19 protein-coding genes are annotated in these 19,865 nt (G+C 43.8%); 7 read left to right on the forward strand and 12 right to left on the reverse strand.

Translation table 11 applies throughout. The annotated features are described in order from the left end of the window. Window positions 1-431 precede the first annotated feature (431 nt). Window positions 432-1,406, reverse strand: coding sequence for a helix-turn-helix transcriptional regulator (locus ASJ33_RS07760; protein WP_011309933.1), 975 nt, complete (start codon window positions 1,404-1,406; stop codon window positions 432-434). 567 nt (window positions 1,407-1,973) lie between these two features. Here ASJ33_RS07760 and ASJ33_RS07770 point away from each other — a divergent pair. Together ASJ33_RS07770 and ASJ33_RS07775 are read left to right on the forward strand one after the other, a co-directional pair. Beyond that, a complete protein-coding gene (locus ASJ33_RS07770; protein ID WP_012984537.1) occupies window positions 1,974-2,174 on the forward strand; it encodes a hypothetical protein in 201 nt (66 codons plus the stop codon). Next, window positions 2,164-3,669 carry a glutamine synthetase family protein gene (locus ASJ33_RS07775; RefSeq protein ID WP_072555795.1) on the forward strand — a complete coding sequence of 502 codons (1,506 nt, stop codon included), beginning with the start codon at window positions 2,164-2,166 and terminating at the stop codon, window positions 3,667-3,669. The genes ASJ33_RS07770 and ASJ33_RS07775 overlap by 11 nt, the downstream gene beginning before the upstream one ends. 80 nt (window positions 3,670-3,749) lie before the next feature. Here the strand turns inward: ASJ33_RS07775 and ASJ33_RS07780 are convergent, their stop codons facing one another. The 6 genes from ASJ33_RS07780 to ASJ33_RS08445 form a co-directional block, all read right to left on the reverse strand. After that, complete coding sequence (locus tag ASJ33_RS07780; protein ID WP_236886598.1) at window positions 3,750-5,447, reverse strand: recombinase family protein; 1,698 nt, start codon at window positions 5,445-5,447, stop codon at window positions 3,750-3,752. After that, window positions 5,434-5,592, reverse strand: a complete 159-nt coding sequence (locus ASJ33_RS07785; RefSeq protein ID WP_155760400.1) for a hypothetical protein — start codon at window positions 5,590-5,592, stop codon at window positions 5,434-5,436. Before ASJ33_RS07785 ends, ASJ33_RS07780 begins: the two co-directional genes overlap by 14 nt. A gap of 86 nt (window positions 5,593-5,678) precedes the next feature. Then, entirely contained in the window at window positions 5,679-5,873 is a 195-nt protein-coding gene (locus ASJ33_RS07790) for a hypothetical protein (RefSeq protein WP_023652786.1), read from the reverse strand. 4 nt (window positions 5,874-5,877) lie between these two features. Next, on the reverse strand, window positions 5,878-6,501 hold the full coding sequence (locus ASJ33_RS07795; protein WP_046961390.1) for a ParB N-terminal domain-containing protein: 624 nt from the start codon (window positions 6,499-6,501) through the stop codon (window positions 5,878-5,880). Then, window positions 6,488-7,201 (reverse strand): hypothetical protein, encoded by a 714-nt coding sequence (locus ASJ33_RS07800; RefSeq protein ID WP_046961391.1) that lies wholly within the window; start codon window positions 7,199-7,201, stop codon window positions 6,488-6,490. Before ASJ33_RS07800 ends, ASJ33_RS07795 begins: the two co-directional genes overlap by 14 nt. A gap of 59 nt (window positions 7,202-7,260) precedes the next feature. Then, on the reverse strand, window positions 7,261-7,428 hold the full coding sequence (locus ASJ33_RS08445) for a hypothetical protein (RefSeq protein ID WP_155760401.1): 168 nt from the start codon (window positions 7,426-7,428) through the stop codon (window positions 7,261-7,263). Between the two features lie 89 nt (window positions 7,429-7,517). Here ASJ33_RS08445 and ASJ33_RS07805 point away from each other — a divergent pair, with 89 nt between their 5' ends. Continuing rightward, window positions 7,518-8,654, forward strand: a complete 1,137-nt coding sequence (locus tag ASJ33_RS07805) for a hypothetical protein (protein WP_046961392.1) — start codon at window positions 7,518-7,520, stop codon at window positions 8,652-8,654. Between the two features lie 163 nt (window positions 8,655-8,817). On the opposite strand, the gene ASJ33_RS07810 is transcribed toward ASJ33_RS07805, so the two are convergent. After that, window positions 8,818-9,027 (reverse strand): helix-turn-helix domain-containing protein, encoded by a 210-nt coding sequence (locus tag ASJ33_RS07810; protein ID WP_023652791.1) that lies wholly within the window; start codon window positions 9,025-9,027, stop codon window positions 8,818-8,820. 132 nt (window positions 9,028-9,159) lie between these two features. On the opposite strand from ASJ33_RS07810, the gene ASJ33_RS07815 reads away from it, so the two are divergent. Both ASJ33_RS07815 and ASJ33_RS07820 read left to right on the forward strand, forming a co-directional pair. Continuing rightward, window positions 9,160-9,645, forward strand: coding sequence for a hypothetical protein (locus ASJ33_RS07815; protein WP_046961393.1), 486 nt, complete (start codon window positions 9,160-9,162; stop codon window positions 9,643-9,645). 17 nt (window positions 9,646-9,662) lie between these two features. Further along, window positions 9,663-9,884: a hypothetical protein gene (locus ASJ33_RS07820; RefSeq protein ID WP_046961394.1), complete on the forward strand. Its 222-nt coding sequence runs from the start codon at window positions 9,663-9,665 to the stop codon at window positions 9,882-9,884. A 28-nt stretch (window positions 9,885-9,912) separates the two neighbouring features. Here the strand turns inward: ASJ33_RS07820 and ASJ33_RS07825 are convergent, their stop codons facing one another. Then, on the reverse strand, window positions 9,913-13,047 hold the full coding sequence (locus ASJ33_RS07825; protein ID WP_046961395.1) for a DNA polymerase III subunit alpha: 3,135 nt from the start codon (window positions 13,045-13,047) through the stop codon (window positions 9,913-9,915). Between the two features lie 243 nt (window positions 13,048-13,290). Further along, on the reverse strand, window positions 13,291-14,469 hold the full coding sequence (locus tag ASJ33_RS07830; RefSeq protein WP_072555799.1) for a DNA polymerase Y family protein: 1,179 nt from the start codon (window positions 14,467-14,469) through the stop codon (window positions 13,291-13,293). A gap of 98 nt (window positions 14,470-14,567) precedes the next feature. On the opposite strand from ASJ33_RS07830, the gene ASJ33_RS07835 reads away from it, so the two are divergent. Together ASJ33_RS07835 and ASJ33_RS07840 are read left to right on the forward strand one after the other, a co-directional pair. Beyond that, window positions 14,568-15,401, forward strand: a complete 834-nt coding sequence (locus tag ASJ33_RS07835) for a DUF72 domain-containing protein (RefSeq protein WP_052753403.1) — start codon at window positions 14,568-14,570, stop codon at window positions 15,399-15,401. A 260-nt stretch (window positions 15,402-15,661) separates the two neighbouring features. Then, window positions 15,662-16,174, forward strand: coding sequence for a hypothetical protein (locus tag ASJ33_RS07840; RefSeq protein WP_046961398.1), 513 nt, complete (start codon window positions 15,662-15,664; stop codon window positions 16,172-16,174). Between the two features lie 48 nt (window positions 16,175-16,222). On the opposite strand, the gene ASJ33_RS07845 is transcribed toward ASJ33_RS07840, so the two are convergent. Then, on the reverse strand, window positions 16,223-16,489 hold the full coding sequence (locus tag ASJ33_RS07845; RefSeq protein ID WP_081372242.1) for a helix-turn-helix domain-containing protein: 267 nt from the start codon (window positions 16,487-16,489) through the stop codon (window positions 16,223-16,225). Between the two features lie 24 nt (window positions 16,490-16,513). Beyond that, entirely contained in the window at window positions 16,514-19,858 is a 3,345-nt protein-coding gene (locus ASJ33_RS07850; protein ID WP_072555801.1) for a Swt1 family HEPN domain-containing protein, read from the reverse strand. Between the last annotated feature and the right edge of the window lie 7 nt (window positions 19,859-19,865).

A 19,865-nucleotide genomic window follows, 5' to 3' on the forward strand; every position in this document is an offset into this window, starting at 1 on the left:
ATCCCTATTGATCTCAGTCGAAGTTAGAACCCAAGCCATCTCTCCCCCGTCTCCACCAAAGCTAAAAACGTGACTTGGCCTTAATAGGCGAGGGCATTCGAACGTAAATATCAGGACGGGGAGTATAGATGTCCGAGAGACCTCTATCTCTATATCTGAGTAAAAACGGGGTAATAATAGCGGGTATACTCGGTATCATAAGCCCAACCCATACAGCAAAGGAGAAAAGCCCGTAAGGTCTCCGAAGAAATACTGTATGACCAGAAGCAGAGGTACCAGTCAAGTTAAACACCCCAAGTGTAGCTACAAAACTATATATCCTGCTAAGGATTTGGTTTCGAGTAATCCTTATCTTCAAAACTGATTAGACAATACTATAGACCCGTAACCGTTAAGAACAACCTAAACCAGAAGAATAGCTATAATATCAGTTATTCCAAAATATTCAGATTAGACTGCAAAAAAGTCGACAGATTGACACTTTGATTGATAATTTTAAACTTGCGCCTGATATTCTCACGATGACGGTTTATGGTAGCGGCCGAAACACCCCTCAAACTGGCAATTTCTTTGGTAGTTAGCCCGTTTTTGATCATATTGGAAACAGCAATCTCTACGGGTGACAGGCAGTTACAAACTCCAGTTAGGCTTGTCACAAAGGAGGAACTTATTCCCTCCAAATTCGAAAGAATCAGCTGGGTATAGATCTTCTGTGAAGGAGGAAGTTGAGCCTCCAATGACAGGAGAATAGGTTTTAATATCTTGTCAACGTTCTGGTTGATATCATTATATATGTCTTGCCGAGCAGCTTCACCCCGAGACAAAATAACCTTCAAAGCCGTATTTGCTTCCTGTAACGCCTGTCGCTCCAGTTTAAGCTGGCGGTTAATCTCCTCCAATTCCTCATCTATGGCAATACGTCCAGCTAAATTGCCAATCTGCACGGCAACGTTATTGAGCAAAATCCGTTCCTCTTTAAGGAATGGGCCTTCGTAAATAACAGGGCGCTCCTCGGTGTAGTAAATAGTACACTCACCCATCAGTTCGCCATTTAACAAAACCGGAGAGGATTGGTTCCATTTGCTAATCTGAAAACCGGTGGATAAAAAGGAGTGTCCTCTAAAAACTATTTTAGCTTTGGTGATATCAGGATACTGCCAGGCATTAGGTAGAAAATTGGAAAGCTCAAACAGGAATCGGTTTAAAGAGGAATGGTGGCGCTCTGCCAGCTGAAAAATGCCATACAGGCAGTTCAGTTCTTTAACCCGCTCCCGCAAAGCTATTTCAACTTCATCAGTTTGACCTTCAACAGTTAGCGGAATCGGCTTCAGACAAGAACCAGTATCCTGAGGCTTGCCCGATACAGGGTAAACTGCCGGAGAATTATTATTCTCTTGAAGATTCATTCAATATTACTCATATATTATAGGCATTATATAGGTATTATTCCAGTATTTTCAATAAGGAGAATACCAGATACTCTTAACAGAGTCAATTTAAAGATGGAGAGTGACTGGCGCCCGAAACCAATAAAATACGTCTTGGAACAAATTTCGGCTTATCCCCACCTTGCTTGGCCACAAAGGCAGCCTGACTGTTTTCCTCTTCCAAAGGTTCTGAACTCTCCTGCCGGTGCAGGCATGATGGGTAAATGTACATGTATAAAAGAGAGGAACAGGGAATTCTTCCTATTCCTTATCCTTCTTCTAATTTCATATACCGTATGCCATAAGTTTACATAAATCAGGCTCAAGACCAATAGAGCGAATTATTGACACTTCAGAATCAGCTCTTGAGATTAAGATTTCTATTATGCACCTGAGTGACAATGCTTATCTAAGGGGGTATTAAAAGAGCAAAAACACATGCACCCAGCGCGAAGTTTGTAAAAAATAGGCAAACCCTTTATTGTCAATTTTACTGGCTGTACTAAACATTTTATCCTGCCGAGACAAATTCCAAAGGAGAAACGTATGACTAAACTTGGGTTAGATCGGTTTGAAGTTCAAGCACTGTTCAAAAGGTCATTATCAAGCCGGCAAATTGCTGAAAGTGATATATACAACTCCTTATCGGATTTAATAGGAGATGTGATAGAAGAGAACAATAATAAAATTTCACAGCAATTATCATTAAAATTATCTGAAAAGGAACAATGGAAATATGGTAAATGATAGCATAGCCCTAAACCCAAACCCGGTAATTCAGCATTTAGGAAAACCTCCCGAAGAATTCACTAAAAAAGACCTGATAAAATTTATAGAAGACAATAACATTAAAGCTGTTAATTTTCGGCACCTGGGTGGTGACGGTCGCTTAAAAACCTTAAATTTTGTAATAAGTAGCAAGCCGCAACTGGACAGGGTATTGTCCGCCGGCGAAAGAGTTGACGGTTCAAGCCTCTTTTCGTACATTGATTCAGCTTCAAGTGACCTGTATATTGTTCCTCGCTACAAAACTGCTTTTGTTAACCCGTTCTCGACTACACCGACACTCGAACTGTTATGTTCGTACTATACGAAAGACGGCACTCCTCTGCCGAGTTCCCCTGAGAATATTCTTAAAAAAGCCAACCAGTCGTTGCTGAAAAGCACCGGCCTGACTTTTCAAGCTATGGGTGAACTGGAATACTACGTGATAGCAAATAAACAAAACCAGTATCCCGCTACAACCCAAAAGGGCTACCAGGAATCAGCCCCTTTCTGCAAGTGGGAAACCTTAAGATACGAGGCAATGCAGGCAATAGCCAAGGCGGGAGGCCGTATAAAATACGGCCATTCTGAGGTTGGTCACATATTTAACGAAGAGCACGAGATGGAACAGAATGAGATAGAATTTCTGCCTGTGCCAGTTGAAGACGCCGCCGACCAGCTGGTTATTGCCAAGTGGATACTGTGGATGATGGGGCACAAACACGGGGTTGTGGTAACATTTGCACCAAAAATTCTGGTTGGCCACGCTGGAAGCGGCCTGCATGTACATACCAAATTGATGAATAATGGCACAAATGCACTGATTAACGGTGGTGGTCTCAGCGAAACAGCACGCAAGGCCATTGCCGGTTACCTAAGACTGGCTCCGTCACTAACTGCCCTTGGAAACACTGTCCCGCTCTCATTCCTCAGACTGGTACCCCACCAGGAATCTCCTACCAATATATGCTGGGGTGACCGCAACCGCTCTGTTCTGGTGCGTGTGCCTCTAGGCTGGTTAAACGTGGGAAATATGGCAAAGGATGCCAATCCGCAGGAAACAGACGAGCCCACCGCCTTCAGCGACAGCCAAACAGTAGAATTCCGTTGCCCGGATGGATCGGCGAATATTCACCTGCTTATGGCAGGGCTAGCCGTTGCCGCCCGGCATGGGCTTGAGATGGAAAATGCCTTAGAGTTAGCCAAAAAACTTTATGTTGATGTTAATATTTTCGCTGACGAAAATAACCAAATCCAGCAGGCGCTCCCCCAATTGCCTTCTTCTTGCTGGGATTCGGCGGAATGCCTTATAAAAGACCGCCAGATATACGAGAAGGACAACGTATTCCCGCCGACTGTAATTGATGGCTTGGCAAAAATTCTGAAGTCATACAATGACAATGACCTTAGTCAGAGGTTCTACGGTAAAAATGATGAAATCCAGAAGCTGGTAGACCGATATTTGCATTTTGCATAAACCAGACTGTTAATCCTTGCCTGATGTTTGTTTAAAAACGTATAAAAAGGGTGCGGCTTAAGCCGCACCCTTTAGTTTAATTAAATACCCCGCAACTTAAACTGTTTAAATTTTATTGAGGGAATACGACTAGCCAAACTCCAGTCCCCGTGTGTTTCTGACCGCAGCCAACCCTCCCCCGTCTCCACCAGAAACACGGACGAGCCGGCGGGTGAAGTACCCAAAGGCTCGTTTAAGATACGTATTTTGGATTCCTTCTTTGATACCGCCACCTGAAAAATGGGTTTAAAGGGCGGTTTTACCTTAACTGCAATCACCGAGCGGCTCTGTTTCACATCCACATACACCCCGTCCAGCATGGTTAAAAGTATCTTCCTCTGTTCAGCAAGGTTTGCCTTGCTCCAGAGTACAGGCAGATTCTGGATAAGTTTCCCAGCCTGCTCGGATGCATCATAATCAGGTACAACCAGTGATTCCAGACTGAGTTCCAGAAGTCTTTTCTGCCTTAAGTATTCTTCCTCAGGTATCAGACCATCTATATAGGTCTTGGCCATGCGGTGGAGCTTACCTGTTACCTGCTCTTTTTCTTTTTTAACTCTTTCCACTTCATCCTTAAGGCTTATGATGGAGAGTACCTCTTCAAGCCAGCCCGGACCAAGCTCTATAGCGGAAACAAGTTCCCTTATCTGTTTATCTATTACATGGCAGGCTATAGTACCGCCATGTCCGGGGCATTCCTGTATGCTTCTTGAAGCCTGATGCTCCCGATAGTAGCTGTTTCCGCTTTTATAAGTTTGTGCCCACATAGGCATTCCGCAATAGGCACACCTGACCAGTCCTTTAAGCATGTATTCTCTACCAGGTGAAGTAGTCAAGGTTTCAGATCTGCCCGAATTCTTTTTTAAGGCTAGTTGGACAGTATCAAATAATTCCCGGCTGATTAAGGCTTCATGGGCACCGGTTAGGATTTCATCCCGGTGGTTTATCTGCCCGGTATAGAAGGGGTTATGCAGGATATTTCTGACTGAGGAACTGGTAAATAATCTTGGCCCTGAAACCAATTCTCCGTTGGCATCAGGTAGATTTTTGGTATTGCGGGTACGAAATCCCTGTTCATTTAGCCAGATAGCCAGTTGGGAGAGAGTGGTTGTACCAGAGGAATAGCGCCGGAAAAGCTCGGCTACGGCTGGTCCTTCCCTTGAGTGAATGTGAAGTCCCCCGGGGTGTTCCTTCTCGCAGCGCCTTTTCTTTTCTCCTTTGTCGCCTATCTCCCAACAGGATTCATAGCCGAATGGGATACAGCCATTGTGTTTGCCTTCCCTAGCTCTTTGGTCAAGTCCTTTTCTGACATGGGTACTTAAGGCTTCACTGAAATACTGGGCAAATGCCCCCAGCATCTGGGTGAAAAGGATACCATCCGGTTTAGAATAATCCAGATTTTCAACAATAGAGACCAGCCCTATCCCGTACCTGCCCAGTAGTTTTAGTGATTCCAGAGTAACGGTAAGATTCCTCGACCAGCGGTCAAGTGTATGTACAACTACAATCTCAAATTCATTTTTGGCTGCATCTTCCAGGAGTTTCCTGAAGACCGGTCGTTTATGAATACTGTCTACATGGGCGGATTTGCCTTCTTCCCGATATATACGTACAGCCTGCCAACCCCGGTTCTTGCAGAGCTCGGTAAATAGCCTTTCCTGGGCATCCAGAGAGTAACCCTCAACCTGTGAAGCCGAAGAGACCCGGACATAGGCAACCGCCCGTTTAGTTTCGACCATTTCCTGTTTCCCTGTTAGCTTCACGCTGAGAAACTGAAAATGCCACCTCTGCCAGAGTTGTCAGAAACTGTTCTACCATCATCTTTTGCATTACCTCAACCTCAGAAGTGGCGGTTAGTGTATACGCAGCACGTATACGTGTCAACTCATCCGATTTATCGGATCGAGTTATCCCTTCAGATGCAAGCTTGCCGCCATCTTCCTGTATAGACATCTCTAACAATTCCTAATTCATTTGCAGAAGAGTCTTTCAGATTTTTCTACTACCTGTCTCACATATTCTTGTTGAGTAATAAATCCCCTGAAATGCCTGCCATCTTTCGGGCAGACAAACATAATGAAAGGTTTACCGGATTTACGGCCGCTGGCCAGTTTCACCTCCAGCGTTTCACTGCAGACCGGGCATTTTATGGATTCGACTGCCATATCTTTACTCCTTATCCAAATACGATTGACATAATAGATACAAAGCCTGTCCTCTTAGAGTGGGATTATCACTTTTATTACCTCTGGCAAAGGGAATAAACCGGGTTATGGCTTCTTCTACAACTTTCTTCTGGTCATTTGTCAATTGAAAATTGAGATGACTCAATTTGGTAAGTCTGGATTGCTGCCAGTTTTGGAGCTGAACACTCAATTCTTCCTGGCCTATGGAAGCCAGAGAAGTCAGATTATCCGAGGATTCAGGTAATACCAAAAGTACTTCTTCCTGTTTAATCTGGGACAAAATTTCCCGTAGAAGTTGAGCTCTGAGCCCCAGGTCATCCACCCCGTGGATATGATTTAGAGCCTGAGTCAACAGTTTAGCTTCAGAGTCATTTAATTCAAGTACAATACAAGGCACAGTTTGTATCTTAAGTTCAACCAGTACCTTTAATCTCTGGTTGCCGGATAAGACTTCAAAATACCCATCTTTAGATCTGACCACCAGATTTTCAACCAGTCCATATCTTTTAATGCTCTGTTTCAATTTCTCAAGTGTCTTCTCATCCAGTTGGTTCGGGTTCCAGACCGCTTCCCTGAGAATCTCCAAGGGCAAATTAGTTGTTTCCACTACTTCCCTCCTTTATAGGGTAGGGTAATACCGCAGATTTCAGGTATTCCCTCCATTTCGAATCCAGAAAATATAAATATCTGTGCTTGGCAGATTGTTTAATCGCATTAATTTTTATCCCCTGTTTTTTTAGGTAGCCCTGTTCACGACTGCCCAGAAAATTATTTAAAGAGCGTCCGTGCCTGAGTCGGCCATCTCCCAAATCATACAGGGGCATCGCCGAGGATAGTCCGGTATAAAGCCAGCCGGTAGCCTGATAGATAATTCCCAAGTGACCTACCGATGGATCGCTGTAGGATATCAGAAACTTTAAATCTGTATGACGTTTTAAGTACCTGAATATCACCCCTAAAACCCTTGATTCAGCATTTTTAGGTAAATCATCTGATAACCAAAATCTGGTAAGAGTTAAACAATCTTGAGGCTCTGCCCCATCCACCAGTCGGTAAGCCAAGGCTGGACCGGCACCTAAAGTAATGGCACCGGTCAGCCGGTTATCCAACATAACCCCAAAACAAAGCATCGTGCCTGCCGGAAATGAATGCAGATAGTGCTCCCGTTCCAGAATCCGGGCAGCCGCTTTCCGGGGAATTGGGCAAACCAAGAGGTTATGGAGCGCCGCGCTGGGATTTAAACCCGCTCCTGTATCCCGGCAGGATACCATGCTACTCATCACACCCGCGGCGCAATTTACATCCATAAAAACCTTCCTTGCCTTAAGATCCCAAAACCATTTGGTTCCCCAAATTATCTATCTCTCTATTCATCATCATTTTCCGGGTCATAAGTTTCTTCCTCCTCTCTGCGGCGTGCAATTTCTCTGGCTCGGTACGCAAGAGTATGGAAAATAGAATCCTCCAGCAAGATTTCATCCGCCCTGATACCCAGCCGGTATAGTACACCCAAGAGTTGCGCTAAAGTTTTCATTGTTGCCTCCTCTTGCCAACTTTCTGTTGGCATCAATAAAAGTATGTCCTATAATTCATGAAGTGTAATTGCGTCATAGGGGGGTATCTATGACAACGGATAAAATACAATGGGCGTTAAATACCTTATTCCCCAAAGGTGAGGAGAATGGAGGGCCAGCGTATTTAATATTAGACAAATATCAACCCGCAATAACAAGTTTACGCAAAAAAGATCCTGCTTTAGCAAGAAGAGTTGAACGTACGCTTAAACTAATATTTCCAGAGTACTTTCCTCGGAGAAAATATATCAAATGGGACGATACTTATCGTGCGACAAAGGCTAGAATAAACCTTTTACCTCATAACCCATATCTTAGAAAAGATATCTCGGATATTAGAAATGCACTTGGTCTTCCTGATGAGCAAATTAAGATACCATTTGAACAAAAAATATATTCTGATAAATTACAATTATTGATGAAACCGAGAAAAAACCAGGAAAAAGTATCTCAAGAAGAGGCCCAAAGGATAATCGGAGTTGAAGTACTATTGGAGTGGTTAAAAGTATTTCATGAAGTCGAGACCAAACATCAAATAGCTGATAGTGATTTACCCCTAGATATCAGAAAGATGGCGATCAAATCTGCAGAGAAAACCTTCAATACTACGAATTTCCCTGTCTGGTTGCAAGAGCACCTTACATCAACAGTAAATGATGAAACTTCTTTTATAGATAAAGTTATAGACCTACTAATCAAACGACACAGACTGCCGTTTGATTTATATTGGAAGTATGCGATTCAACAATTAAAATACTATCTATTAACTAATAATCCAGAGTGGGTCACAAACTTGGGATATAAAAACATTATAATTTCACCAACATTTTATAAGGGTAGTTACGTAACTCATTTTAATGCCACTATCACAAATATCGATGAGACCTTCACTTTTGAAGATTGGACCAAGTTATGGAATAAGTATATAAAGCCAGAAAATAATGCACTACTGGAAGCAAGTGGTAGTATACCTCAAGGGCGCCTCCCTGTCGGAGTTGATTTTAATAAATTAGAGAAACGGATTAAATTTTTCGAACCCATGATTAATAACAATTTAAGTCCACAGGAGATCGCGAATGATTGTCCAAAATACTTAGATTTAAACGATGACGAGCAGAATTTAGAGCAAGAGTCGATTGTTGATTCAATGAAAAAGTTGAAGACACTTCTAGAACCAAATGATTAGAACGATATGAACTGGATCCCTAAGAGTTAACACTAGAATAAAATGCGCTGATTATTTAAAACAAATCGGCTTTTAATGGTATTAAAATTATCAGTAAAATACGAACATTTTGCAGGTAAATTTGTCATATTTATCATATTTTATAACACACCTTTGATGTAAACTATGGCGATGATTTTTGGGATTTTACCCAGTTAATCAGATCCTCTTTTATGAACACCCGTTTATTTCCCAGCTTATATGAAGGTAAACCTTTCTTAATCAGATTGTAGATTGTCTGGTGACTGATACCCAGAAATTCCTGAGCCTCTGAAAAAGATAAAAAACCGCACTCAATCTTCGTTTCTGACTTCTCTATTTTCTTTCTAACCATTGTAATACTCCATTTATTTATGGAATATTACACATCCGTATTGTTTTAGGCACATATTGATTATATTTGATTATTATTGACACCTATGCGTTTATGTTATATCATCTCTTTATCCATGTACGGGAGGATCTAATGCGAAAACTAATTATCTCATTAGCTGTTATTTTTACCTTGCTGCTTTCCATTTGCCTTACTGGCTGCAATACCAATATCTTTGACCCCTCAGGTAACAACCCGGGATTATTTAATCACCCTCTGGTAACCAAGATCTCATATTTTATGGATAATACATTTGATATTTCCGCAGGTGATTATTATAAATTCGAGTTTACTATTTCTTCGGATATGCTTAATACCCGGGTTGGGGGTTCGTTTTATGCTTCCGGTGGATCAGGTAATGATATCCGGATGCTTATTCTGGATAGTACCGATTACGTTAACTGGGCAAACGATCACTTTGTAACACCTTGTTATGACTCAGGCAAACTGACCACTCATTCATTTATGTTGAATCTTACCGCTGGCACCTACTATCTGGTTTTAGACAATACTTTCTCCTTCATTTCTTCCAAGCAGGTTAAAATCGATGCTGGGATGGAATGGCAGGAATACGAATAAACTTAAGGAGAATTTACATGGCACTCGGATTCAGCCTTACAATAATCGGTTTAATCCTGTTCGCAACCTGTTATGCAGCCTTTGGAATAGACCTCAGCCAACTGGGCATCAGAATCGGGCCTATTGAGTACCAAATGCTTCAATGGGTGATGATAATTGGAGGAGGGCTGTTCCTATTAGGATTAGTTAGGATCATTGCGAAATCTATTGAACGCAATAATCACGATAATAAAGAGTAGTAGATTTGCATTTAATATAAGAAGGTGACTATCGCCAATCCCTGGAGGCAGTCACCTTTTCTTTCACATCCAGAGACTCCACTTTCTGAATAACCAAATTACAGGCTCCGTCTTTCCGCGAAAGATAACCACTCACTATCAGAAAAGGTTTTTTGAAAGTAAGTTCACTCTGCCGGTAAACGCTAGGGAATACCATGCAAGGTATATGCCCAAATTCATCTTCAAGGGTAAGAAATACTACCTTGCCGCGGGGGCGTTGGCGGCGGATAACCAGTCCTGCAGTACTCAGATAATCCCCATCTTTCATTTTGTCTATGCCTTTACTCGTGCAAATGCCTTTGCCTAATTTGTGCCTTAAACTGTCCATTATATGCCCGGTCGGGTAAAGTCCAAGATTGGAATATTCATCTATCATTTTATCCCAGTTACATGGTGGAGCAAGTGTAGCCAAATCCTGTTCAACCGGCAACGGCAATGGAAGTTGGCTATTGGCTGGCTGGTAACGCAAACCTATCTCCCACTTTACTTTGCGCCTGTTAAGTTCAAAACTGTCAAAAGCGCCTGCGCTTGCCAGGTTTAAAGCAACATCTTCAAGTACCCCGCTTCTTTCCAGAAAATCACCAATGCGTTTATAATTACCTCTCTCAGTACGTGTTTCAGTAATGGCACTTGCTGCCGCCTCACCCAGGCCACTCACCATAAGTAAACCTAGTCTTACTGCCCCATTTTCTATCCGGCAGAGCCTATCGCTTTTATTTATATCTGGATTCAGAATCTTTATACCATGACGCTTGGCGTCTTCTTTTAGGGTTTCCAAGTTGTAAAAGCCCATCGGCTGCTGGTTAAAAATAGCTGTAAAAAATTCCAGAGGGTAATATAGTTTCAGCCATGAGGCCTGATAGGCAGTCACCCCGAAGGCAAAGGCATGGGATTCGGGAAACATATACTGACCGTTAAACTTGCTGAAAATAACCCCGGCGGTTTCTTCGTCTACCCCCCGCGCCAACGCACCGGCAAGAAACCTGCTCCGGTAATCTTCCAAGAGTGCCTGATTATGCCGGCGGCTAAAAGCCCGCCTTAGCTGATCTGCCTCGGCTGGTTTAAAACCGGCCACATCTATGGCCAATTGATTTACCTGATCCTGAAAAAGGACTATCCCCAGGGTGCGCTCAAGGGCATGCTTTTCAAGTGGGTGATCAAAAACTACAGGTTTTTTACCGCATCGTCTGGCCAGATATTCCTGCACCCCCCCATTTACACCCACCCCAGGACGTACTGCACCTACCTCATGGGCCATATCAAACAGGTTGCGGGGCTTTAAACGCACAATAGTCTGCATCTGGGCGGCAGATTCCACCTGGAAAATGCCTATGGTATCTCCTCTGCAGAGCATGTCATAGACCTTCTGGTCATTAAAATCTATTCTTGACATATCCGGCATAGTGCCGGTTCTCTCATAAATAAGCCCGGTGCATTCCTGTATCTGAGAAAGTGCACCCAGAGCCAGAAAATCTATTTTCACAAAGCCGGCATCATCTATGCTGTCTTTATCCCACTGGCAGATATAGCGTCCGGGAGTGGTTGCTGGCTGAACAGGCACTACATCTGAAATCGGAGTGGAAGAAATTATCATACCGCCGGGGTGCTGTCCAAGATACTTGGGGAAGCCGTCCAGTTCCCAGGAAAGACGTAAAAGGTCACACCAGCCGGGTGAATCCAGTTTTTCTTTAAATTGAGGGAGCTTTTGCATAACTTTTTCAAGCTTGCGGGCGCTCCCCCATTCAAGCTGAGCCGAAAGCTGGGCAAGTTCTTCCGCTGGCAGATCCAGTACTTTGCCCAGATCCCTTACCGCTCCGCGTATCTGATAAGTGCCTATAGTGCCGGTAAGAGCGGCATGCCGCCAACCCCATTTCTCATGGGTTCTCAGGATAAGCTCTTCCCGGATACTGCGGGGAAAATCCAGATCTATATCCGGTGCACAGCTAAGGCTGTCTTCAGGCATAAAGCGCTCAAGAGAAAGACCAAATTCAAGCGGATCAATATGGGAAATGCCGATAAGATAGCCGATAAGTAAAGATACTGATGACCCGCGCCCCCGACCGGGAGGGTTTTCCTCAAGCGGCAAATCTGCACTGCTTAGTCCCAAATCCACCATAACCTCCCGTCCCAGTTTGGCCACATCATGGTATAGGAGCAGGAAACCAGCCAGCCTGTGTTTCTTAACCAGACGCAATTCTTCCCTAAGCCGGAATTCAACTTGCGGGCTGACAGTACCGTAGCGTCTTAGGGCTGCCTGATTGCAAATTTCTTCCAGATACTCATCCGGACTTTTACCATTTTCAGTTTGGTACTCAGGGAAACTGTAACCAGATGCGGTTGCAAGATCAAAGTCGCATTTGGCGGCAATATTAAGTGTATTCTCCAATGCCTGTGGGTAGTCCTTAAAGGCCTCTTTAAGTTCATCTAGAGTGCGCAGGTAAAATTCTGAATTGGGCCGCCTTACCCGGTGGCTTTCCTCAAGTGTCTGACAGTGGCGTATTGCCACCAGACAGTCCTGAAGCTGGTGACGTTCGCGCTGGTGGTAATGGACATTACCGGTGGCAACCAGTTTTGCCCCAGTTTGGGCAGAAAGCTGGTAAAGTGTGCGGTTTCGCCCAACATCTCCATAAACCAGGTTTGACTGGATTTCTATGAAATAATTCTCCACCCCGAACCATTCCTGATATTCCTTGATAAGCCTGGCTGCTTCGTCTGATTTATGGGAATTCACCAGTTCAACAAGCTCGCCCTTTGTACAACCTGAGAGGACTATAAGACCTTCTGTATGTTCAGCCAGATACTCACGGGGAAGCTCCGGCTGACGGCGATCTCCCTGCCGGTAAGCTTCAGTTATCAAGCGGCAAAGGTTGGAATAACCCCGGCTGTCCTTTGCAAGCAGGGTCAGGTGATAACCGCCTTCAAGGGTAATTTCTGCGCCTATGATCCCCTTTATGCCCAAGCTTTTACACAACCGGGCAAAACTCATAGCACCACAAAGATTGTTATGGTCAGTAATGGCAAGAGCGGTATACCCAAGCTCTTTTGCCTTGAGTATAAGCTCTTCGAGTGAAGATGCCCCGTCAAGGAAAGAATAATAGCTGTGACAGTGAAGCTCGGCATACATAGTGCTTTCCCTAATAGTTCTGGCGAAACCAGCACCCATCCGCTAGGTTTTTAAAGAGACAGATCTTACAGCCGCTTGCCAGTCTTAATTCAAAATAGAGCCGGGAGACCACCTGAGGGCGCCACCATTCATCATCTATCCGCCAGCAACCCTCTACACCGGCTACAGTCTGCCAGATGCAATCCCTTACAGAAAGCGGGGTGCCACTTTTACTTTCCCTCACCAGGATTGCTTCCGGCAGATCTACTGGTTTAAAGGCACCAGGGCATAGCGTCTTTCGGGTATCCTTGACCATGGCTCCATTTCCTTCACTTTAAATACCTTGGGTGTACCGAAACGCATTTCCATCTGGCGGATATTATCTACCAACTTTTCACTGGACCTTACCTCAGTAAAAATACTGCCCTGCCAGCCTACCGGATAGCTAAGACGTGAAAGCCTGAGGCTCACTTGTTCCACCGGCCCAGGCTGGCTACAGTTTTCAAGCACCTGTCTTACACGCCTGATTATCGCCGTCTGGTTTAAAGCCGGCTCTTTAAAATTAATTTCCTGCTCCCAGCTTTCCCCGCGCCAGCCAAGCGTACGCATTGTGAGGCAGCGGATACCCAACCTGCGCTCACCCAGCCTGGCAAAGGCTTTAGCGAGCAGGGCTTCTGCCGTCATAAATAGCACTTCAAGTGAAACTGTGGGGGAAGGAAGACTGGTGCTTTCTTCTATGCATTCCTGTTTTATCCGCGGGCAAAACGGTGAACTATCCTGACCCCGGCAGAGTTTCCAGATACGTTGCCCGTCCGTACCGAACTGAGCCTGAAGCTGAGAAAGTGACAGTTCGGCTATTTTAGCCAAAGTATCCAACCCAAAAGCTTTCAGCATTTGGCGGCATTTTAGGCTCACCGGCAATATATGGCAGGGCAGTTTCTTAAAAAAATCACCGCTCAACCTGCCGGAAAGGTAATAAGTAGGATCTTCGGCATATAGTGCAGCAATACGGGCCTCAAATTTACTCTTACCAAGTCCAAGGCGAATTCCAAAGGCTTCGGGCACAGCCATACGCGCCCGCTCAAGCAAAGCTACCCTGCCGCCATAAAGCTTTTCAAGCCCACTGGAATCTGCATATACTTCGCCAATTCCGTTTCCTTCTATAAAAGGGCTGAAATATTCAAGGCCATCCAGAACACCTTCAAACATCCGGTTATATTCCGGTATGTCTGCTTTCATCACCTGCATGTCAGGGTGGTGCGAAAGCGCCTGACCCAGCGGCATATCTTTCTTCAGCCCTTCAAGCCCAGGGGTATAATCCAACAGGTATTTCTGAGAATCAATACTGTAAACAAGCCCTGCCTTCTGCTCCCGGCAAAGTTTTCCGGCAAGTACAGCACATTCAAAGGCAAAATGCGGTATTAAGATGCATAAAATATCCATTGCTACTCCATTAAGAATCAATTAAAATATAACAGAACATCTGTTCTATTTTCAACAGGTAAATGTCTGTCTGATGTATAATTTCAGGGAGAAAAATTATGAGTAAAATTTATATAGGCACCTCAGGCTGGAGCTACCCAAAGGGCGAAGGTACATGGAACGGTTACTTTTACCCTAAGGGAACTAAAAACGAACTGGGATTCTACAGCCAGTGTTTCAACTGTGTGGAAATAAACAGTTCTTTCTACACCCCACTCAACCCGGCTTATGTCTGGAACTGGGTGAAGAAAACCCCGCCAGATTTCAGTTTCATGGTTAAGCTTTGGCAGAAATTTACCCACCCCGAGATGTTTGAAAAAGCAACCGGCAAGGTTGCCTCACTCTCAGGTGCAGATGTAGACATTTTCAAACGGGGAATAGCTCCGTTAGAAGCTACAGGAAAGCTGGGGGCAGTATTGGCACAGTTTCCACCCGGTTTTATAAATACCGACGAAAACAAACTCTACCTTGAGGCACTGCTTAATACCTTCAGCCAGTACCCGCTGGCAGTGGAACTGCGTCATAGGAGCTGGAGCGATGATATTAAAACTAGAAAACTACTTTCATCTCTTGATATAGCCTGGGTGCAGATAGACGAACCAGTATTTAAATCTTCAATAAGCCAGGAACTTCCACTCACCTCTTCAAAACTGGCATACCTTCGTTTTCATGGGCGGAATGCCCAGGATTGGTGGACAGGAAATGCTGAAACACGCTACCGCTACCTATACTCAGCAGAGGAAATAAATGAACTGGCAGAACGGGTTAAAAAAGCAGTAGGCTCTACCCAAACCACCTTTGCTTTTTTTAATAATCACTGGCAGGGATACGCACCAAAAAACGCAACAGACTTAAAGCAAGCTATTCAGGCGCGATTTGCTCTAGAAGAATAATTAGCTACTAATTGGGTTCATATTTTAGCAAGACAAGCACTGACTGTTTATATTAGCTACCAATATCTCATGACTTCGCTAATCGGTTTCATCCATTTTCACGTATATCAGAGACTTACAGATATTAGATATTAAGGCTATAATGCAGCTAGTACCTTTATAAAGAAAAACCGGATCAGAATACTAATATTATTAATCCTTCTATTAAGTGCGTTGCCCTCTCAAGTAACTCTAACTAGAAGAATTTTAAGAGGTTAGATATGGCAGATAATGAACAATTTAAAATTTATGATGATACTATAAAACGTAGCTGGGTTGACCAATACTACACTGAGGTTGAACATGTCCAGCAGAGATTTCACTTTTTCTTGGTGTTAATGTCCTTTTTGATTGTGGCATTTGTAACACTGGTCATTAATATAGATGCTAACCCATTTTGTCTGCCCCTAATCTGTATACTAATAGGTTTCGGCTTTATACTCTCAATTTACTTTAGTCTAATCTCATATTTTCAAACCAGAGTCATAATGCAAGTGTCAGAAGGCAAACTTTGTTCACCGGTGGCAGGTGATAAAAGAAAATCAACGGAATGGTTGAGCGAATGGTTACCTGACCATTTTGAATATTTATTTAGCCCGTTTGACTTCAACAAGAAAAGTCCGGTAAGCCATACATGGTTTGTGCCGTCTCTTTTCGCATTGCTTTGGTTATTTTTTGCCTTTCTTACTTACTGGATCATAAACTTTGAAATACTTGTATTCTGCTTTCACTAAATCGTCACTGTTCACCCGGGGAAATCACCTCTTAGGCTATAGGTATATTTACGCTGATAGAAGTATCTGCATTGAAATCATTTTATCCAACTGCATCCGGGGAATAAGAATCCTGCGGCCAAATCTGAGACTAGGAATTTTTCCAGTGTGAACTAGTTCGTAAACCCCACTTTTACTAACTCCTAACAGCTTAGTCACTTCTTGAACAGATAAAGTCAATTTTTCATCCTGAACTTCTAATGGTTTGCATATCAAACTTAGCTTATTACTTGCTTGCGCTGTCTTAGTTTCCGAGACAAATTTTTTAACAATCATACTGACTAATCATCCTATTGCCTTCTATTCTTTTTCAAAACCTTGACTGGTAAATTTCAGAGTGCGGCTATTCTCGGTAACTGTACGAACAACATTGTCTGGGGCTCCGGAAGGTATATTTGCTTCTATTTCAAGAGTTACTTTTACATCAGCTCCTTCTAAAGAAATGAGATGTGCGACTACTTCCTCGGCGATTTTACCAGCATCTCTTCCTACGCGAACTGGATCCAAACTAACTGTCCCGTAAAAACGCTTTGGAGCCTTTGGTTTTCCTAGTATAGTAGTTCCCGTATCCGGAGAGTAACCAGCGGTCACAGGAGCGGTGCCAGTTCCCTCCGGAGTAAAACCCCCGTTTGTGCCCAATTTCGGAGTTGTTTCAGCTGCAATTTGCTTTCCCGCTATCTCGGAGTTAACAACTACTCCAGAGACATTGCTACCAAGAGCATTCATCTGTTGCCCACAGCATAGACCACGATAACGTTTAGCATTTTCATCATAACTATCAGCATAAGCAAAAGTATCCTGTCTCCATAATAAAGACCTGACTCCTTGTTGAATTGCCAATATAAGTACTGAAGTATCTTTAAGACGTGGAAGATAGCAATACTGAGCAAAATCATCTGCAAGTTGCTTGACTTCAACATGATCCCCACGCCAAAGTGGAATTTTATCCAATTCGAGGCGTAGGTTTGTGCCAGCTAACCTGGTTAGCAATAACTCCTCATTTTTCATTCTCTTACTGGCGCGTATTGCCAAACTATCTTGACCTGTTAAGCGATAAGCCTTCCATTCCATGGATTTCTTATAGTCTGGTTGTACCGGCACTAGAAGCCACTGGTAAGCTTCAGGTATTCTTGCTACCACTACACCATCAGCACTGGTACGCTGAGTTTCCGCTCCTCTCACCTGATTCGCTGTGAGGTCGAGACGTTCACGGTCACCGATGATTGATTCCCATGCCAGGAAAATTCTCACTGCCTCATCCAAATCTTGTAATCTAGTTTTATCTACAGCTAAAAACACTAGAGTATTTCGATAATACCGTTGAGAACTGCCTCGAGTTTCCAGCATAGTTTTTGCTGCCGCTTCTGCCATATTTTCAGCATCTTTTACATATGGATATTCAATTCCTAAAACAACTAGCCTAGCATCCGTATCATCTGGTATATCTTGGCCAGAATGCGGGAAAGGATGAACTCGACTAAATTCTCCAGTGCTCCTTACGTCTACACGCACACGTTTTTCAATCTCAGCGGCGACTGCTTCGGGATTACGTTTCAAATCCTCAGCTCGTTCTGCTGCCATTTGTGTGAGAGTCGGCTGAGTGGAATACCAATACCTCGGGCCATCCTGATATAGATATGTGGCAGAGCTAGCTAGGCGTCGCATTGCATCTCCAAAAATTGCAGCGGATTCGCCAGGCATAACGCAACCTAATTTTATACGGCGATCTTCGATACCACGATGGGCAGCAGTGGCGGTTGGAGCGGACCCTAGATAAATTGTTCTTGTTACTCTGCGGCAGGCTGATAACTTCCCCAGGTTGGGAATCTCATTATCCATCCTCAACGGAAGAGAACTCGGCCCATCTACATCCTTTTCAATAACCGGAGTCCAGTTATCAGAGAGGTAACGAGTAAGTTCAAATTGAACGTATGAATCAGAGATGGGTATACTGCAAGGCATAATTAAAGGATTTTGGTCACCTTTTTCCCAAAGATTATGTATCACAGCAGCCATAAGCCTTAAAACACCACGTGTGCGTTGAAACTTTACTAGAGTTGACCAGTCAGAGTAGAGGCGATCAAAAACCTCAGGATGTATTGGGTAAGCTGCTTTTAAACGTGATTCGTATTCAGCATTGCGGCTTTCATTGGGGAATTCTTGCTGCTGAGTATTATATAAATCGTGAAAAGCACGTGCCACTGTATCTCTAGCGACGAATTGACTTTGTTCCGTTAGCGGTTCAAACAATCTACGACGGACAATTTCAAAACCTTCTTCTGCGCTGGCTGGTTTCCACGAAGATTCTATTCTACCGATAACATTGTGCAAACGTTCCAGCGCTTCTCTACCACGCTGTCCTCCTACCTCAGTATCGTCCGCTTGGGTATGGGGAGAGCCAGTAGTATCTGAGGCTGGTAAACTTATGACCAATAAACAGTTTTTCGCGAGTTTAGCAGACTCAGTTAGTGTTTGGGCAAAAGTAAACTGGGTTTCGAAGTTGCCGGCCGGGAGTTGAATACCATCTTTATCATGCAGTTGGCGGGCATAAGCTACCCATTCGTCTATCAGTATTATGCAAGGACCATATTGGATTAATAACTCCCGTAACCTATCACCTGGATTGGTAGCTTTTTCATCATCGGCACGGATTGTATCGTATGCCTTTTTACCACCTAACTGCCATGCGATCTCTCCCCAAAGAGTGTGTATAATCGTACCATCAGTTTTCTTGACGGGATTGCCTGGCGAAATGCGGTTCCCTACTAAAACTACTCTCTTAACAATTGGCAGTTTTTCAACTTTCGCCTCTTTCATTATGGCTTCCACACCAGGAAGATCAGTGGGTGGGGTACCGGAAAATAAATGATAAAGCGCTAACATCGAGTGGGTTTTACCGCCACCGAAATTGGTTTGAAGTTGTACTACTGGATCGCCGCCTTTACGGCTAACTCGTTGGATAGCTGAAATTAATAATTTTTTCAAACTATCTGTTAAAAAGGTCCGGCGGAAAAACTCTACTGGTTTCCGGTATTCATCGGAGCCTTCTCCAAGATGCACCTGCCATAAATCGGCAGCGAACTCTGCTTGTTGGTAAGTACCACTTGCTACGTCCTGATGGGGACTTACCACACTACGCCAAGGTTTGAGATTCCCCGCTACTTGACTTTCGAATAAACCATCTGATGCTTTACGTTTCTCATTTCGTACCTGTTCGTCAAAATTAAGACGCAGGAGCTCCTTTTTCATTTTATCGATGTCTTCTGCTTGGGGAGATGAAATTGCAGACAATAAACGATTGGCTGTATCCATTGTTCGATATGTATCATCTGATGAGAAAGCTTCCTGATGTGCCCATTTGTTGCGATAACCACGCAGCTCTCCCACAAAACCACGTTCCGCAGGTCCAAGAGTATTCTTAAATACTTCGTTCCAACTATCCCACATCAGGTGTAGCAAGCCAGCTACATCCCATTCTTTTATGGGTTTATTAGCATAAAGCCGGTCTTCCTGCATAATTCTATTGATTGCCATAGTCAGCCCGGTACCAAAGGCAGTTTTTGCTTCCCTCTCCACAAATGGACTCAAACCCTCTTTGAGCAAGTCCATTGCTTTAGTGACTCGTTCGTAATTCGTAATTGCCATACGCTTT

The organism is Dehalococcoides mccartyi, assembly GCF_001889305.1.
Classification (GTDB): Bacteria; Chloroflexota; Dehalococcoidia; order Dehalococcoidales; family Dehalococcoidaceae; genus Dehalococcoides; species Dehalococcoides mccartyi_A.

Coding starts and splice junctions, on each gene's coding strand:
- ASJ33_RS07845 (WP_081372242.1), bottom strand. CDS start 16,489: ATGATTGTTAAAAAATTTGTCTCGGAAACTAAGACAGCGCAAGCAAGT.
- ASJ33_RS07835 (WP_052753403.1), top strand. CDS start 14,568: ATGAGTAAAATTTATATAGGCACCTCAGGCTGGAGCTACCCAAAGGGC.
- ASJ33_RS07790 (WP_023652786.1), bottom strand. CDS start 5,873: ATGGCAGTCGAATCCATAAAATGCCCGGTCTGCAGTGAAACGCTGGAG.
- ASJ33_RS07815 (WP_046961393.1), top strand. CDS start 9,160: ATGCGAAAACTAATTATCTCATTAGCTGTTATTTTTACCTTGCTGCTT.
- ASJ33_RS07820 (WP_046961394.1), top strand. CDS start 9,663: ATGGCACTCGGATTCAGCCTTACAATAATCGGTTTAATCCTGTTCGCA.
- ASJ33_RS07840 (WP_046961398.1), top strand. CDS start 15,662: ATGGCAGATAATGAACAATTTAAAATTTATGATGATACTATAAAACGT.
- ASJ33_RS08445 (WP_155760401.1), bottom strand. CDS start 7,428: ATGAAAACTTTAGCGCAACTCTTGGGTGTACTATACCGGCTGGGTATC.
- ASJ33_RS07760 (WP_011309933.1), bottom strand. CDS start 1,406: ATGAATCTTCAAGAGAATAATAATTCTCCGGCAGTTTACCCTGTATCG.
- ASJ33_RS07810 (WP_023652791.1), bottom strand. CDS start 9,027: ATGGTTAGAAAGAAAATAGAGAAGTCAGAAACGAAGATTGAGTGCGGT.
- ASJ33_RS07770 (WP_012984537.1), top strand. CDS start 1,974: ATGACTAAACTTGGGTTAGATCGGTTTGAAGTTCAAGCACTGTTCAAA.
- ASJ33_RS07800 (WP_046961391.1), bottom strand. CDS start 7,201: ATGGATGTAAATTGCGCCGCGGGTGTGATGAGTAGCATGGTATCCTGC.
- ASJ33_RS07825 (WP_046961395.1), bottom strand. CDS start 13,047: ATGTATGCCGAGCTTCACTGTCACAGCTATTATTCTTTCCTTGACGGG.
- ASJ33_RS07850 (WP_072555801.1), bottom strand. CDS start 19,858: ATGGCAATTACGAATTACGAACGAGTCACTAAAGCAATGGACTTGCTC.
- ASJ33_RS07805 (WP_046961392.1), top strand. CDS start 7,518: ATGACAACGGATAAAATACAATGGGCGTTAAATACCTTATTCCCCAAA.
- ASJ33_RS07830 (WP_072555799.1), bottom strand. CDS start 14,469: ATGGATATTTTATGCATCTTAATACCGCATTTTGCCTTTGAATGTGCT.
- ASJ33_RS07780 (WP_236886598.1), bottom strand. CDS start 5,447: ATGGTCGAAACTAAACGGGCGGTTGCCTATGTCCGGGTCTCTTCGGCT.
- ASJ33_RS07775 (WP_072555795.1), top strand. CDS start 2,164: ATGGTAAATGATAGCATAGCCCTAAACCCAAACCCGGTAATTCAGCAT.